We start from the raw sequence: 14,692 nt of genomic DNA, 5'->3' as shown, positions 1-14,692 counted from the left end.
CGCGCGCGCGTCGACGCGCTGGGCTACATGCCGCGCGGCTATGTCGGCGCGATCAGCGCTGTCGACGCCAAGGAGGCCTTCGATGCCGGCGCCTTCGCGGTTGCCGTCGCCGAGGAGGGCGGCGGCTCGGTGGCGCTGCAATATGACGGCGCAAGGACCGTGCTGAAGAAGGTGCCGCTGAAGGCTGTGGCAGGCAAGACACGCCACATGCCGGACGATTTCATGAAGCCGGATGTCAATCAGCTCTCCGAGGCCGGCATGGCCTATCTGAAGCGCCTGGTGCCGGAAAAATACAAGGTCGGGAAGCCCTTCGTCTGATGGGTGACCTCGTGGTGGGCGACTGGTTCGGCAAGGCTGTCGTCGATGCCAGGACGACGATGCTGACCGAACCGTTCGTGCATGATTTCGTGCGCGCCAACATCTGGCATCTGAAGGGCCGCGACGCCGACCTGCTGGTCGACACCGGCATGGGCATCTGCCCGCTGGCGCCCGAGATCGACACGCCGGCCGGCAAGCCGCTCATCGTCGTCGCCACCCATATCCATCTCGATCATGTCGGCTCGCTGCATGAATTTCCGCTCAGGATGGGGCCGAAGGTCAGTGCGGCGCAGTTCGACGGCATGGATGATGCCGTCACCTACGCCTACATGTTCCACAATCTCGACGGCGCGGTATCAAAGCTGCCGGCGCCCGGCTGGAACGCGGCCGACTATCGGATCCCGTCGGCGCCGCTGACGCGAATGCTCGACGAAGGCGATGTCGTCGATCTCGGCGACCGGAAATTCCGCGTGCTGCATCTGCCCGGACATTCGCCGGATTCGATCGCGCTTTTCGACGAGGCCGACGGCCTGTTCTTCGCCGGCGACGCCATCTATGACGGCATGCTGATCGACGACCTGCCGGATTCGGACCGTGCTGCCTATTGCCGCACCATGCAGCGCCTGCTTAACCTGCCGATACGCATCGGCCATGGCGGCCATGGCCCGAGTTTCGGCCGCGCGAGGATGTGCGAAATCGCGTCTTCCTACCTGCGCCGCCGAGAGCGGTTCGTGAGCGCTCTCTGAATTAAATCTTCGTAAGGTCGTCCAAAAACCCTAATTCGGGCCATTCGGCGCACTAGATGCTTGGCTGTCGATCCGGCCGGCTGCCATGCACGGCGAGACAGGCAATCCCGGTCGTCGACACGCCGACGGGCGCGCCCTTTGAGAGCCTGCGGCGCCGGATCAACTCTCGCCCGGACAGAAACGACCATGTCACCATTAAGCATTCTTCGCAGACATCGCGTCGCGGCCCTGTTGGGCGCTGCGCTGATCATCTCTCCCGTCGTGGTTTCCTTTGCGCAAAACACCGGCAATGCCGGCCTGAGCAACATCGTCGCGACGACGCAAACGCCGGTCGCCGGCATTACCGCCCCGAACGGCTCGTTCGCGCCTGTTGTCGCCACCGCCAAGCCGGCTGTCGTGACCGTGACGACCGTGATGAAGGCACAGCCTGGCCCGATGGGCGATGGCTCACCCTTCGACGGCAATTCGCCCTTTGACCAGTATTTCCAGCAGTTCTTCGGCGACCAGGGCATGCCGATGCCCAAGACGCCGCCGCAGCAGCAATCGCCGCGGCAGGAGGCTTTGGGCTCCGGCTTTATCGTCGGTGCGGATGGCACCATCGTTACCAACAATCACGTCGTCGACGGCGCGACCTCGATCAAGGTGACGCTGGACGACGGCACCGAACTTCCCGCCAAGCTCGTCGGCCACGACGCCAAGAACGATCTGGCGGTGCTCAAGGTCAAGGCGAGCAAGCCGCTGCCCACCGTCAAATGGGGCGATTCCGACAAGCTGATGACCGGCGATCAGGTGCTGGCGATCGGCAATCCCTTCGGCATCGGCACCACGGTCACCGCCGGCATCGTCTCGGCGCGCGGCCGTGATTTGCACAGCGGGCCGTTCGACGACTTCATCCAGATCGACGCGCCGATCAACCACGGCAATTCCGGCGGGCCTCTGGTCGATGTGAAGGGCAATGTCGTCGGTATCGACACCGCGATCTTTTCGCCCAATGGCGGCAGCGTCGGTGTCGGCTTCGCCATCCCGTCGAACCAGGCCCAAAAGGTCGTCGCCAAGCTGATGAAGGGCGGCGATATCGAATACGGCTATCTCGGCGTGCAGATCCAGCCTGTCACGCAGGATGTCGCGAGCGCCATCGGCCTCGATCATCCGGGCGGCGCGCTGGTCGCCCAAGTCACCGATGGGTCGCCGGCGGCCAAGGCGGGCATCGAGACAGGCGATGTCATCACCGGTTTCGCTGGCCAGGAGATCAAGGATCCCAAGGACCTGTCGCGCGCCGTCGCCGACGTCTCGCCCGGCAACAAGGAAACGCTGAATGTCTGGCGCAACGGCAAGGCGATGCAAATTTCGGCCGATGTCGGCCGCAACACCGACGACCAGAAGACCGCGTCGAATGACGAAGGCGGCAAGCCATCGGCCGAACAGGGCCTGCGCGTGCCGTCGCTCGGCCTTGGCTTGACGGACCTCACACCCGACATCCGCGAGCAGCTCAACCTGGCCGATAACCAGCGCGGCGCCGTGGTCGAACGTGTGAACCCGGACAAGGCGGCCTCCGCTTCCGGCATCGAGCCCGGCGATGTCATCGTCGCCGTCGACCGCACGCCGGTGAAGAGCGCAAGGCAGGCGAACCAGGCGATCGCCGAGGCCGGCAAGTCCGGCAGGAAATCGGTGCTTTTGCTGGTCGATCGCGGCGACGCGCAGATATTTGTCGCCGTGCCTTTCGCTGCCGGCTGAAAAACTTCCATGGAGCCTGCCGGCATCTCCTCCGGCAGGCTCTGCCCGCAACATTTCGGTTGCCCGCAAGGGTATCTTCGAGAACACTGCCGCGAAACCGGCAAGTGGCCTGGTCACAGGAGGCGTCTCGATGGTCACCCGCGGCTTCTTTTCCGGACGGCGTCCTCCTTCCGATACAGACGCACGCATCCCGCCGGGACAGTATCTGGAACAGGGTTTTCCGGTTCTCTCGGCAGGGCCTACGCCGCGCGTGCGCACCGAGGACTGGTCCTTCACGCTCAAGCACGGACCGCGGCCGATCAAGAAATGGAACTGGGCCGAGTTCAACGCCCTGCCGCAGAGCAAGATGACCCGCGACATCCATTGCGTGACGGCTTGGACCAAGTTCAACACGCCCTGGCAGGGCGTGCTGATCGACGACATCCTGGCGGACGCTGGCATCGAGCCGCCGAGCGCCTTCACGCTGGCGCATTCCTTCGACGGCTATTCGACCAATGTGCCGACCAAGGACCTTGTCACCGGCAAGGCGATGGTGGCCCTGCTTTACGAGGGCAAGCCGATCTCCCCCGACCACGGCGGACCGGCGCGGCTTCTGGTGCCGCATCTCTATTTCTGGAAGTCGGCCAAATGGGTGAACGGTCTGCAGTTCACCGAGCGCGACGAGCCGGGGTTCTGGGAACTGCGCGGTTATCACATCTATGGCGACCCGTGGCGCGAGCAGCGCTATTCGGGCGATCCATGAGCGCCGAACCGCAGCTGCAGTCGCCCTGGCAGGCGGCCACGATCACCCGCATCGAAAAGCGTACGCCGCGCGTCACCAGCTTCTGGTTCCAGCCGTCGCGCCCGTTTACCCATCTGGCCGGGCAGCATGTCGACGTCAGGCTGACGGCGCCGGACGGCTATCAGGCGCGCCGTTCCTATTCCATCGCCTCGGCGCCGGAGGCAGGCGCCGGCATTGAGCTCGTGATCGAGCGGCTCGACGACGGTGAGGTTTCGCCTTTCTTCCACGATGTGGCGGAGGTTGGCGACGAGATCGAATTGCGCGGACCGCTCGGCGGCCATTTCATCTGGGAGGCGAGCGACGGCGGGCCGATCCTCCTGGTTGGCGGCGGCTCCGGCGTCGTGCCGCTGATGGCGATGGTGCGCCACCGCACCTTGCAAAAGTCGGCCGCCCCGATCGCGCTGGTGTTTTCGGCACGGGTCTGGGACGAGGTCATCTTCCGCGATGAGTTGATCGGCCTCGACGACCGCCGCGACGGCTTCGATCTGGTGCTGACGCTGACGCGCGAGCAGGCCCGCCGCCCCTCCGATTATTCCCGGCGCGTCGATGCCCGGATGATGATGCAAGCGATGGAGCGGCTGTCGAAGGCGCCCCGGCTCGCCTTCGTCTGCGGCTCGAACGCGTTCGTCTCGGCCGCCGCTGAAGCCCTGATCGAAGCGGGCGTTCCGGCAGGGCTCATTCGTACCGAGCGTTACGGGGTTTGAAGCAATTCCGCGAAAGCGGTTCAACCCGAATTCAACGCGGGTCGGTCCGCGGTGCGCCTCGGCCGGCAATGCCTCCGAATCGGGTCCTGATCGGCCTCAAAATGGTTAACGGTATAGAAAAGTGACTATTAGGAGATTCTAAAATCGAACCGAACGGTTCGTTTCTGTTGACGGTGCGTGCAGGACGGGTGAACATTGGCCTTCCGATACACTTGGTGAGCCAAGCGCGACGATCAGACAACATATTGAGTTAACAACGAAAAAAATAGTTGCTAGGCATGCTTATTATAATTTCAAGATGTGGATTCATGGTCCAGCCGGAACAACTTCGTGATTGGCATCCGGCAGCCGGCTTACCCACATCGGGGCTGTCCGAACGACGCGATTTCATTCCCAAGACACGCCGCTAGACGGACGGAAAAAAAGATACTGGAGTACCAAAAATGAAAAAGATTGTTCTTACTGCCGCCGCCCTTTTGGCCATTTCCGGCAGCGCCTTCGCTGGTAGCGAAAACTACGGCTCCACCGGCGCCAATCAGCCGGCTGCCGCGGTCGACACGTCCTACACGGCTTCGACCCAGAAGTCGGAAGCGGCCGCTCAGAAGCCCGTCACCCAGGGCGCCGACCGCAACCTCTTCGGCAATAACTAACAGCCGAGCCCGGCCATGATCCAGAGATGAGGGCGTGGCCGACAGGAGACGGACGGCGGTTTCAGCCGCCGCCTCCCAATGCATGTCGCCCAAAAGTGTGCAGCGGTTTTGGGAAACGACATGCATCAGATTAAGAATTCAGGAGTAATTGAAATGAAGAAGATCGTTCTTGCCGCCGCGGCCGTTCTGGCCCTCTCCGGCGCAGCTTTTGCAGGCAGTGACAACTATGGCAACAGCGGCGTCAATCAGCCGGCCCCTGCCGTCGATACGACCCGCACCTCGTCGGTCGGCACCGACTCGCCGGTCTACAAGCTGCTGAACTCATCGAATGACGTTCAGAAGTCGGCTCCGCGGGGCAGCGACCGCAACCTGTTCGGCCACTAACGCCGCAGGTAGTGAAAAAAGGGCGGCGAGCCTGGCTCGCCGCCCTTTTTATTTGCTGAGGCGAGAAGGACGCCGGCGTCAGGCGGCCTTCGCCGCCTCGCGATGCAGGGTGAAGGAATGGCCGTCCGCGTCGAAGATGTGCAGGTCGCCGGCGCTGGCGTTCAGCCGCAAGGTCTCGCCGCGCTTGACCTCGACATTTCCGGGTAGCTTGGCCACCAGTGGCAGGTCGGCGCGACCGATGTCGACATAGATGAGCTGAACCTCGCCGAGCTGCTCGATATAATCCACCTTGCCCTCGAACAGATAATCCGCGCCGGTCGCGATCGCGAGATCCTCCGGCCGCACGCCGAAGCTCACCGCCGCGCCGTTCGCCGAGGCGGGCGTTGCGATCGGCACCGTCGCCTTGCGGTCGCCGACATGGCTCACCGCGGTCGGGTTGCCGGCCTTCTCGATCTTCGCCGGCAAAATGTTCATGGCGGGCGAGCCGATGAACTGGGCGACGAACAGGTTGCCCGGCCGCTTGTAGAGCTCCATCGGCGTGCCGACCTGCTCGACAACGCCTTCCTTCAGCACCACGATGCGGTCCGCCAGCGTCATCGCCTCGACCTGATCGTGGGTGACGTAGATCATCGTCGTGTTCGGCATCTGCTCCTTCAGCTTGGCGATCTCGATGCGGGTGGCGACGCGCAGAGCCGCGTCGAGGTTCGACAGCGGCTCGTCGAACAGGAACACTTTCGGATTGCGCACGATGGCTCGGCCGATGGCGACGCGTTGGCGCTGGCCGCCCGACATCGCCTTGGGCAGCCGGTCGAGATATTTGGTGAGCTGCAGGATTTCGGCAGCCTGCCGCACGCGCTTGTCGATCTCGGCCTTGCTTTCTTTGCCGATCTTCATCGAGAAGGCCATGTTGTCGTAGACCGTCATATGCGGATAGAGCGCATAGGACTGGAACACCATCGCGATGCCCCGCTTCGACGGCGGCACGTCGTTCACCACCTCGCCGTCGATCTTGAGCACGCCGGACGTGATCTCCTCCAGGCCGGCGATCGACCTCAGCAAAGTCGACTTGCCGCAGCCCGATGGCCCGACAAAGACGATGAACTCGCCCGATTTGATGTCGAGGTCGATGCCGTGGAGAATGTTGAGGTTGCCGTATGATTTCTTCACCTGGTCCAGCGTGACATTGGCCATAAATTCCTCCTCCCAGTGATTGTCCGTTGCAAACTCAGTCGATACGCCCGAACCAGGCGCCATACCCGCCGAGGCGGATGGGCCCGGTGCCACCTTGTCCCGAAAAGCCATGTCCCGGCAAGGGTTGCAGCGAGCCTTTGCCGAGATCGACCTCGGCAGGCTTGCTGCCGAGGTTGAAGACGCAGGCGATGCGCTCGTTGCCTTCGCGTCGCGTGAAGGCGACGGTGTCGCCGCCGCTTTCGATGAAATCGATGTCGCCCTTGCCCAGCGCCGGATGCTGACGCCGGAAGGCGAGGAAGCGCCGGTAGTGTTCGAGCAGCGAACTCGCATCGCCCTGCTGCACGTTCACCGCTTGCGAAAGATGCTTGCCCGGCACTGGCAGCCAGGGCTTGGCGGTCGAGAAGCCGCCATTGTTGGCCGCCGCTTCCCACACCATCGGCGTGCGGCAGCCGTCGCGGCCCTTGAATTCCGGCCAGAAGCGGATGCCATAGGGGTCCTGCAGGTCCTCGAACTTGAGTTCGGCCTCGCCGAGGCCCAGCTCCTCGCCCTGATAGATGCAGACCGAGCCGCGCAGCGACATCAACAGCGCCGAGATCACCTTGAGATAGGCGGCCGGATCGGCCTCGTTGGCGGCCCAGCGCGAGGCCACGCGCATCACATCATGATTGGAGAAGGCCCAGCAGGACCAGCCGTCGCTGGCGACCCGGCTGAAGGCTTCCAGCACCGAGCGCACCTTGGCGGCGCTGATCTTCTCCGGCGCCAGGAAATCGAAGGAATAGCACATGTGGACGCGCTTGCCGTCGGCGGTATAGGCGGCCACCACTTCGAGCCCGCGCTGCGAGTCGCCGACCTCGCCGACGGCGGCCTGCGCCGGATATTCGTCGAGGAGCGCGCGGAAGCGCTCGAGGAAGCCGAGATTCTCCGGCCGGCTCTTGTCGAAGATATGGTCCTGGTAGTTGTAAGGATTGACTGCCGGCGCCGTCTGGTCGTTGCGCTCTTCCGGCGGCAGCGGCGGATTGTCCTCCAGCCCCTGGCTGTGGAAGTAGAAGTTGATGGTGTCGAGCCGAAAACCATCGACGCCGCGCTCCAGCCAGAAGCGGGTGATATCGAGCAGCGCGTCCTGGACTTCGCTATTGTGGAAGTTGAGGTCGGGCTGCTCGGCCAGGAAATTGTGCATGTAATATTGCTGGCGGCTGGTATCCCACTGCCAGGCCGAGCCGCCGAAGATCGACAGCCAGTTGTTGGGCGGCGTGCCGTCGGGCCTGGCGTCCGCCCACACATACCAGTCCGCTTTTGGGTTGGTTCGGCTGGAGCGGCTTTCCTTGAACCAGGGATGGATGTCGGCGGTATGCGACAGCACCTCGTCGATCATCACCTTGAGGCCGAGCCGATGGGCTTCCGCCACCAGCGCGTCGAAATCGGCCAGCGTGCCGAACATCGGATCGACGTCGCAATAGTCCGACACGTCGTAGCCGAAATCCTTCATCGGCGATTTGAAGAAAGGCGAGATCCAGATCGCGTCGACGCCGAGCGAGGCGATGTAGGGCAGGCGCCGCACAATGCCTTTCAGGTCGCCGATGCCGTCGCCGTTCGAGTCCTGATAGGAGCGCGGATAGATCTGGTAGATCACTGCGCCCCGCCACCAGTCGCGGTCGACGGCGGGGTCTGGTCTCGAAGTCGCCTTCAAAGCCGATTGCATTGTCTCAACCTCCTTTCACCGAGCCGGCAAGCAGCCCGCGCACGAAATAGCGTTGCAGCGAGAAGAACACGATCAGCGGCACGACGATGGTCACGAAGGCCGATGTCGTCAGGATCTCCCAATTGCCGCCGCGCGAGCCGAGCAGCGCGTTGAGCTTGGCCGTCAGCACGATCTGGTCAGGTGCTGTGCCCAGGAAAACCATCGCCACCAAGAGATCGTTCCATACCCACAGGAATTGGAAGATGGCGAAGGAGGCAAGCACCGGGAAGGACAGCGGCAGCACGATCTTGACGAAGATCTCGAAGTCGCTGGCGCCGTCGATGCGGGCCGACTCCATGATCTCGCGCGGCAGGCCGGCAATGTAGCTCCTGAGCAGGTAGATGGCGAAAGGCAGGCCGAAGCCTGTATGCGCCAGCCAGATGCCGAGATAGGTCTTCGACGGCACGCCGAAGAAGGTGCCGACGCCATTGTAGAGCTTGAGCAGCGGGATCAGCGACATCTGCAGCGGCACCACCAGCAGGCCGATGATCACCGCGATCAGCAGCGCCCGACCTGGAAAGCGCATCCAGGCAAGCGCATAGGCGGCGAAGGCCGCGATCAGGATCGGGATCACCGTCGAGGGGATGGTGACCGTCAGCGAGTTCATGAACGAGCGGCCGATGCCTTCGGAGAACAGCACGGCATCGTAGTTCTCGGTGGTGAATTTCGGCGGCGCCGAGGAGGCGTAGTAGACGCGTTGGCCGCGCTCGCCCTCGAAAGCCTTCGGCGAGGCAAGCACGAAGCTGCCGTCGGCGTTCATCTGCAGGGTCACGCCATCGCCGAGATCGGCCGCCGTGCCGGCCTTGTATTGCGTCGGCGCCGCCGCCTTGACGCCGAAGGCGCTGATCTCGCGCCTGGCCCCGTCGCCGAAGATGTTGCCCTCGATGACGTATTTGCCGTCCTTCTGCGTCTGCGCGGCAGCCGCCGGCAGCCGACCGGCTTCTGTCTGGCTGGAGCTGGCGAAGGAGTTCCACCAGCCCGAGGCGATGATCTGGTCCTTGTCGCGCAGCGACGAGACGAGGATGCCAAGCGTGGGGATGGTCCAGATCGCCACGAAAACGAGCACCGCGATGTGGACGCCGAAACGGCTGGCAAAGGACTTTCCGGTCTTGGCGGTCATCTCAGTGCCCTCCCGTCTCTTTGTTGGCCTGGCGGATGTTCCAGACCATGATGGGAATGACCGCGATCATGATGATGATGGCAATCGTCGCGCCGCGGCCGAAGTCGCCGCCGCCGCGGAACATCCAGTCGAACATCAGATTGGCGAGCACCTGGCTGTTCCACTGGCCGTTGGTCATCGTCAGCACGATGTCGAACACCTTCAGCACCAGGATGGTGATAGTGGTCCAGACGACCGCGATGGTGCCCCAGATCTGCGGCACCATGATCTTCCAGAAGATCTGGAACGGGTTGGCGCCGTCGATGACCGCGGCTTCCAGCGTCTCTTCCGGAATGCCGCGCAGCGCCGAAGACAGGATCACCATGGCAAAGCCGGTCTGGATCCAGATCAGGATGATCATCAGGAAGAAGTTGTTCCAGAACGGCAGCGAGATCCACACCTGCGGCTGGCCGCCGAAATACTGGATGATGGCGTTGAGCAGGCCGATCTGGACCTGGCCTTCGCCGCGATACTCGTAGATGAACTTCCAGATCACGCTGGCGCCGACGAAGGAGATCGCCAGCGGCAGGAAGATCAGGCTCTTGGCGATCGTGCCCCACCAGATCTTGTCGGTGAGCACGGCGATGATCAGCCCGAGGAAGGTGCAGGCCGCCGGCACCACCGCCAGCCAGAGAATATTGTTCAGGATCGAGTTGCGGAAATCGTGGTCGCCGAACGCCCACTCGTAGTTGGCAAGGCCGACAAAGTTGACGCCGCCGCGGTCGAGGAAGGACAGCCTCAGCGTCTCGATCACCGGATAGATCAGGTAGATGGTCAGGATGATCATCGCCGGGCCGACGAACAGCCATGGCCGCACCAGCCCCTGCCGGCGCAGATTGTCGACGGCAGCCGTGCCGGAGACACCACGCGAGGGGAAGATGACGTCAAGCAGTTTGTTGGCGCCCCAGAAATAGGCGACACAGCCGCCGACGCCGATGATGATGACGAATATGGCCGAGAAAATCTGAGCCGCCATGGGTCCCTCTCCCTGCGCATGACCGGCCAGGCGTGCCTGGCGATCGGATGCGCCGACTTTCAGTTATTCGGAACAATCGAACGCGAAAGCTTCCGGCTGCGCCGCCGGTCGGATCCGGGCCTTAGCCCGGATCCAGTAGGAGGATCAGGAAGGTCTGACTTGAGCCGCCACAGGCGGCCTACTTGATTGCATCCCAGCTCTTCTGGATATCGGCGGCGACGTCCTGCGCGGGCTTGCCGCCGACCAGGTCGATCATGCCGGTCCAGAAGGAACCCGCGCCGATCTTGCCGGGCATCAGGTCCGAGCCGTCGAAGCGGAAGGTAGAGGCGTTGGCCAGGATGTCGCCCTGCTTCTTCAGCGCCTCGCTGGCATAGGCTTCCTTGTTGACCGCCTTGAACGGCGTCACGAAACCGCCCTGGGCCATCCAGATCTCATGCGCCAGCGGCATCTTCAGGAATTCGATGAAGGCGCGCGCGGCCTTGGAGTCTTTGGTGATCATGGCCAGCGTGCCGGCGCCGAGCACCGGCGTGCCAAGATCGGGTTTGGAGGCATAGGGCGGATAGTAGAAGAAGTCGGCGTCCTGGCCGAGCTTCTTGCCCTCGGGAAAGAAGGTCGGGATGAAGGATGCCTGCTTGTGCATGTAGCACTTCGGCGGCACCGAGAAGAGGCCCTTCGGGCTGTCGCGGAAGTCGGTCGCCGCGACCGCCTTGGCGCCGCCGTCGACCATCTTGTCGTCGGTGGCGATCTTGCCGAAGATGTCGATGGCGTTGACCACCGCCGGGTCGTTGAACGGGATCTCGTTCTTCACCCACTTGTCGTAGACGTCGGGGGTCTGGGTGCGCAGCATGATGTCCTCGACCCAGTCGGTCGCCGGCCAGCCGGTGGCGCCGCCGGAGCCCAGCCCGATGCACCAGGGCTTGCCGCCATCGGCGATGATCTTCTTTTCGAGGTCAGCGAGCTCTTCCTGCGTCTTCGGCACCTTGTAGCCGGCTTCCTCGAAATTGTCCGGCGAGTACCATACCAGCGATTTCACGTCGGCCTTGTAGGGGAAGGCGAAGAAGCCGGGCTTGCCGTCCTTGTCCTTGAAGGTGCCGAGGTCGACCCACGACTGGCCGGCGCCGTAATTGTCCTTCACCCATTTGGCGGTGTCGTCGCCGAGCGGGGTGAGCAGGCCCTTGGAGGCCAGGTCCTGGATGAGGCCGGGCTGCGGCAGCACGGCGATGTTGGGCGGGCTGCCGGCCTGGGTGTCGATGACGATCTGCTGTTCGTAGTTCTCGGACGAGGAGTATTTGATCTCGGCGCCTGTGGCTTCCTGGAAGTATTCGAGCACGGTGCGCACCAGGCCCTCGTCCTCGCCGCGCCACGGCCCGAAGATGGTCAGCGTCTCGCCCTTGAGGTCGACTTTCTTGAGCTCGTCGTAGTTCGCCCAGTGGAAGCGCGGGTCCTCGCCCGGCTTGAATTTCAGTTCGGCTTGTGCCGGCAGGCTGAAAGCGAGCGCGGCGAATGCGGCGCCCAAGAGAAGCATTTTCTTCATCGCAATTCCTCCCAGTGGTCAAAACAGTTCGGACGAAACCTCCATCTCGTCCGCCGACGCCCGCGGAACAGTGACTCAGCGAGAAGGCAACCGCAACCTTTCGGAGAGTCTTCCAAAGCGCTTTGGCTGATTTGATCTCGCCATTGAAATTACCAGAAGTCAAGAGGGTTGCGGTACTAATCGATTTAAATTCAGGCAATGGGCGTCAGAAATGTGCGCTGCAGCATAGTTTTTTGGCGCTGCCGCAGCTGTTTTGCTTCAAACTCAGCCGCGCCAACATTAAAGTCGTCAAGGCTGACCCAATTGTCGGATCGATTCAAATTGAAAGCGCTTTGAGGCTGGAGGCCTCCGATGAACCTCAAGCAACTCTCGCATATGCTGTCGCTGTCGCAAACCACGGTGAGCCGGGCGCTGAACGGCTACCCGGAGGTCAGCGAGGAGACGCGGCGCCGCGTGATGGATGCCGCCAAGCGCCATGGCTATCGGCCGAACCCCAGCGCGCGGCGCCTCGCCACCGGCAAGTCGGGCATGATCGGCTATGTGCTGCCGACCGGCAATGCCGTCGACATCGACCCGCATTTCGTCGAGTTCCTGTCCGGACTCGGCGACTATGCCCGCTCGCACGAGCTCGACCTCGTGCTCTCGCCGGCCGATGCCGACGACCAGGAGACCACCTATCGGCGCATCGTCGCCAACCGGCAGGTCGACGCCGTCTACATCTCCTCGCCGCGCCCCGCCGACCGGCGGCTGGCGCTGGTCAACACGCTGGGCATCCCTTTCATCGTCCATGGCCGCAGCGAGGGTTTCGATTTCGATTATCCCTATCTCGACATCGACAATGAAGGCGCCTTCCACGAAGCGGCGAGGCTTCTCGTCCAGCTCGGCCACAAGCGGCTGGCGCTAATCAATGGCGACGACCGCGAGACCTTCGCCATTCACCGCGAGCGCGGCGTGCGCCGGGCGCTTGCCGCGAGCGGCCTGACGCCTGGCGAGCGCCACATCTGTTCGTTGACCATGACCGAGGAGAACGGCTACCGCGCCGCCCGCCGCCTGCTGGAAGAGAGCGAGCCGCCGACCGCGATCGTCTGCTCCAGTCTGATCATGGCGCTGGGTGTGGTTCGCGCCCTACGCGACCTCGGCCTGACCATTCCTAGCGACCTGTCGCTGGTCGCCCATGACGACGTCTTCCCCTGGCTGCGGCCGGAAAATTTCCCGGTGCCGCTGTCGACGACGCGTTCCTCGATCCGGCTCGCCGGCGCGCGCATCGCCGAGCGCCTGGCGGCGCGAATATCGGGGTTGGAAGAAGGCGCCCGCGGCGAGGTCTGGCCGGTCGATCTGGTGGTGAGGGGGTCGGTTGCTGGCGCGCCGGGCTAGGTCAACACTTCAATCGTTCGGAGCGACAGAGTTCGACCCGTTCCCGTCCGTCCGGAATTTGCGTAAGAACAAATACTTAGAGCGGGTCAGGGATCCCATCAAACGCTGAACCGCTGGCCGGGCACTTGGATCGTCCGGTTCTGGCGCTGCGCTTCGATGGGTCGGCAGAACGTCGTCGGAATAGATACAAGCGAGCGTCGGCGCCGCTTCTGAACCGCATTGTCAGAGACCGTCTTCTTCGTGCCATTGACTAATTCGCTGGCGCCAGCCTCTGGATCGCTTTGGTCCACACCCATAGCGACCCTGATCCGTAACGGATAAGGCCGTACGAGGCCTTGCTCTTGTACCGGCGTGTGATGGCGTTGGTCGCCGGATCGATCTGCAATGCCGCGATGCTGCGAGGAATGGATAGCCAGACATAACCACCCCCGAAGGCAATTTCGCCGGTGTTGCTGGCGGCTCCTGTGTCAATCGTCGCCTGAACCCTGGGATTGTGTGCATCGATCCGCTGGACAGTGCCGTCGCCAAGATTGACGACCCAGATCGAATTGGCGCCGGACGTCAACATTTTTGGAGACTGGTTGAGCTTCGTCGTCGAGACGATCGCATTGGTCTTAGGATCGATCTGGTAGAGTTCGCCATTAGCCGTGCCCGTCACCCAGACGCTGCCGTAGGCTACGGTCACACCAGCCGAAGATGACGGGAGCGATATTCTCGCTGCGACGGCACCATTTCCTGCATTTAGTCGCGTCAGCGTCTTTTCCAGATTCTCCGCCGTGACAACCCAGACCGCACCCTCGCCTACACCGATAGTGCCCTGTGACGAGAGCATTTGCGCCGAGAATGCCGCGACTACGGTGTTAGTCGCAGGATCAGCCTTGAAGATCACGCCCTTGCCGACGTCTGGAACCCAAACGGCACCTTCGCCCACGGCAATGCCGCGCTGTCTCGCCGTCCCGCCATCGAGGCTGATTTCCGTGATCGAATTGTTAGCTGCGTCGACTCGAAGCAGATTGCCGCCGTGGGTCGCCCAAAATGAGCCGAAGCCAAACTCCGTGGTGTCGGTGTAACTGGCCAGGAGCGGGAATTCGGCTTCGACCGCCAGGGTTTCGATCGGCACATCTTCAAGAGCCCAGCACCCGCTCGACGAGAGCCAGTAGAACAGCGCTGCAGCGAAGAATCCGCTCGTTCTCATTTCCTCTCATACATAGCGGTCATGCGCACAACGGCAATGTGGTCGGTTCAGCGCTCCGGTTTTTCCGAGTCAATCATCATTTGCCACCGCTCATTTCAGAGCATCGCCTGGCTGCACAAAAGCGTGGCACGAGCCATGGCTGTCGAGCGAACGCCACGCGTACTGTTTGAACTTCCGCGATTGTGAAGGGTTACGGATGCCGGCCCTC

13 protein-coding genes and 1 pseudogene are annotated in these 14,692 nt (G+C 62.9%); 8 read left to right on the top strand and 6 right to left on the bottom strand.

Going from position 1 to position 14,692, the window contains the following annotated elements; translation table 11 throughout:
- From DH10_RS30070 to DH10_RS30040, 7 genes and pseudogenes are all read left to right on the top strand, one after another.
- Nucleotides 1–318 (top strand): annotated as a pseudogene (locus DH10_RS30070) (6-phosphofructokinase); the annotation flags it as partial.
- Nucleotides 318–1,064, top strand: coding sequence for an MBL fold metallo-hydrolase (locus DH10_RS30065; protein WP_192253554.1), 747 nt, complete (start codon nt 318–320; stop codon nt 1,062–1,064). The pseudogene DH10_RS30070 and the gene DH10_RS30065, both read left to right, overlap by 1 nt.
- A 186-nt stretch (nt 1,065–1,250) precedes the next feature.
- On the top strand, nt 1,251–2,798 hold the full coding sequence (locus tag DH10_RS30060; RefSeq protein WP_192253552.1) for a DegQ family serine endoprotease: 1,548 nt from the start codon (nt 1,251–1,253) through the stop codon (nt 2,796–2,798).
- Nucleotides 2,799–2,928: 130 nt separating this feature from the next.
- Entirely contained in the window at nt 2,929–3,540 is a 612-nt protein-coding gene (locus DH10_RS30055; protein ID WP_192253550.1) for a molybdopterin-dependent oxidoreductase, read from the top strand.
- The gene (locus DH10_RS30050; RefSeq protein ID WP_192253548.1) at nt 3,537–4,283 is read left to right on the top strand and encodes a ferredoxin reductase; all 747 of its coding nucleotides are present in this window, start codon (nt 3,537–3,539) and stop codon (nt 4,281–4,283) included. The genes DH10_RS30055 and DH10_RS30050 overlap by 4 nt, the downstream gene beginning before the upstream one ends.
- Nucleotides 4,284–4,726: 443 nt before the next feature.
- Nucleotides 4,727–4,933 (top strand): DUF680 domain-containing protein, encoded by a 207-nt coding sequence (locus DH10_RS30045; RefSeq protein ID WP_192253546.1) that lies wholly within the window; start codon nt 4,727–4,729, stop codon nt 4,931–4,933.
- A 153-nt stretch (nt 4,934–5,086) separates the two neighbouring features.
- Nucleotides 5,087–5,317, top strand: coding sequence for a DUF680 domain-containing protein (locus DH10_RS30040; RefSeq protein ID WP_192253544.1), 231 nt, complete (start codon nt 5,087–5,089; stop codon nt 5,315–5,317).
- A gap of 78 nt (nt 5,318–5,395) precedes the next feature.
- On the opposite strand, the gene DH10_RS30035 is transcribed toward DH10_RS30040, so the two are convergent.
- The 5 genes from DH10_RS30035 to DH10_RS30015 all read right to left on the bottom strand — a co-directional run bounded on the left by DH10_RS30035 (nt 5,396) and on the right by DH10_RS30015 (nt 11,915).
- Complete coding sequence (locus DH10_RS30035) at nt 5,396–6,508, bottom strand: ABC transporter ATP-binding protein (RefSeq protein ID WP_192253542.1); 1,113 nt, start codon at nt 6,506–6,508, stop codon at nt 5,396–5,398.
- Nucleotides 6,509–6,542: 34 nt separating this feature from the next.
- Nucleotides 6,543–8,207, bottom strand: a complete 1,665-nt coding sequence (bglA, locus tag DH10_RS30030; protein ID WP_192253540.1) for a beta-galactosidase BglA — start codon at nt 8,205–8,207, stop codon at nt 6,543–6,545.
- A gap of 4 nt (nt 8,208–8,211) precedes the next feature.
- Entirely contained in the window at nt 8,212–9,366 is a 1,155-nt protein-coding gene (locus DH10_RS30025) for a carbohydrate ABC transporter permease (RefSeq protein ID WP_192253539.1), read from the bottom strand.
- 1 nt (nt 9,367) lies between these two features.
- Nucleotides 9,368–10,381 carry a carbohydrate ABC transporter permease gene (locus tag DH10_RS30020; protein ID WP_192253537.1) on the bottom strand — a complete coding sequence of 338 codons (1,014 nt, stop codon included), beginning with the start codon at nt 10,379–10,381 and terminating at the stop codon, nt 9,368–9,370.
- A gap of 178 nt (nt 10,382–10,559) precedes the next feature.
- On the bottom strand, nt 10,560–11,915 hold the full coding sequence (locus DH10_RS30015) for an ABC transporter substrate-binding protein (protein WP_192253535.1): 1,356 nt from the start codon (nt 11,913–11,915) through the stop codon (nt 10,560–10,562).
- Nucleotides 11,916–12,266: 351 nt separating this feature from the next.
- On the opposite strand from DH10_RS30015, the gene DH10_RS30010 reads away from it, so the two are divergent.
- Entirely contained in the window at nt 12,267–13,289 is a 1,023-nt protein-coding gene (locus DH10_RS30010) for a LacI family DNA-binding transcriptional regulator (protein WP_192253533.1), read from the top strand.
- Between the two features lie 250 nt (nt 13,290–13,539).
- Here DH10_RS30010 and DH10_RS30005 read toward each other — a convergent pair whose 3' ends face one another.
- Nucleotides 13,540–14,484 (bottom strand): Vgb family protein, encoded by a 945-nt coding sequence (locus tag DH10_RS30005; RefSeq protein ID WP_192385657.1) that lies wholly within the window; start codon nt 14,482–14,484, stop codon nt 13,540–13,542.
- Nucleotides 14,485–14,692 lie beyond the last annotated feature (208 nt).

Origin of the sequence: Mesorhizobium silamurunense (genome assembly GCF_014843825.1) — a bacterium.
GTDB classification, from domain to species: Bacteria; Pseudomonadota; Alphaproteobacteria; order Rhizobiales; family Rhizobiaceae; genus Mesorhizobium; species Mesorhizobium silamurunense.
The sequence above is the reverse complement of the archived record's forward strand: the minus strand, read 5'-3'. Positions and strand labels throughout refer to the sequence as shown.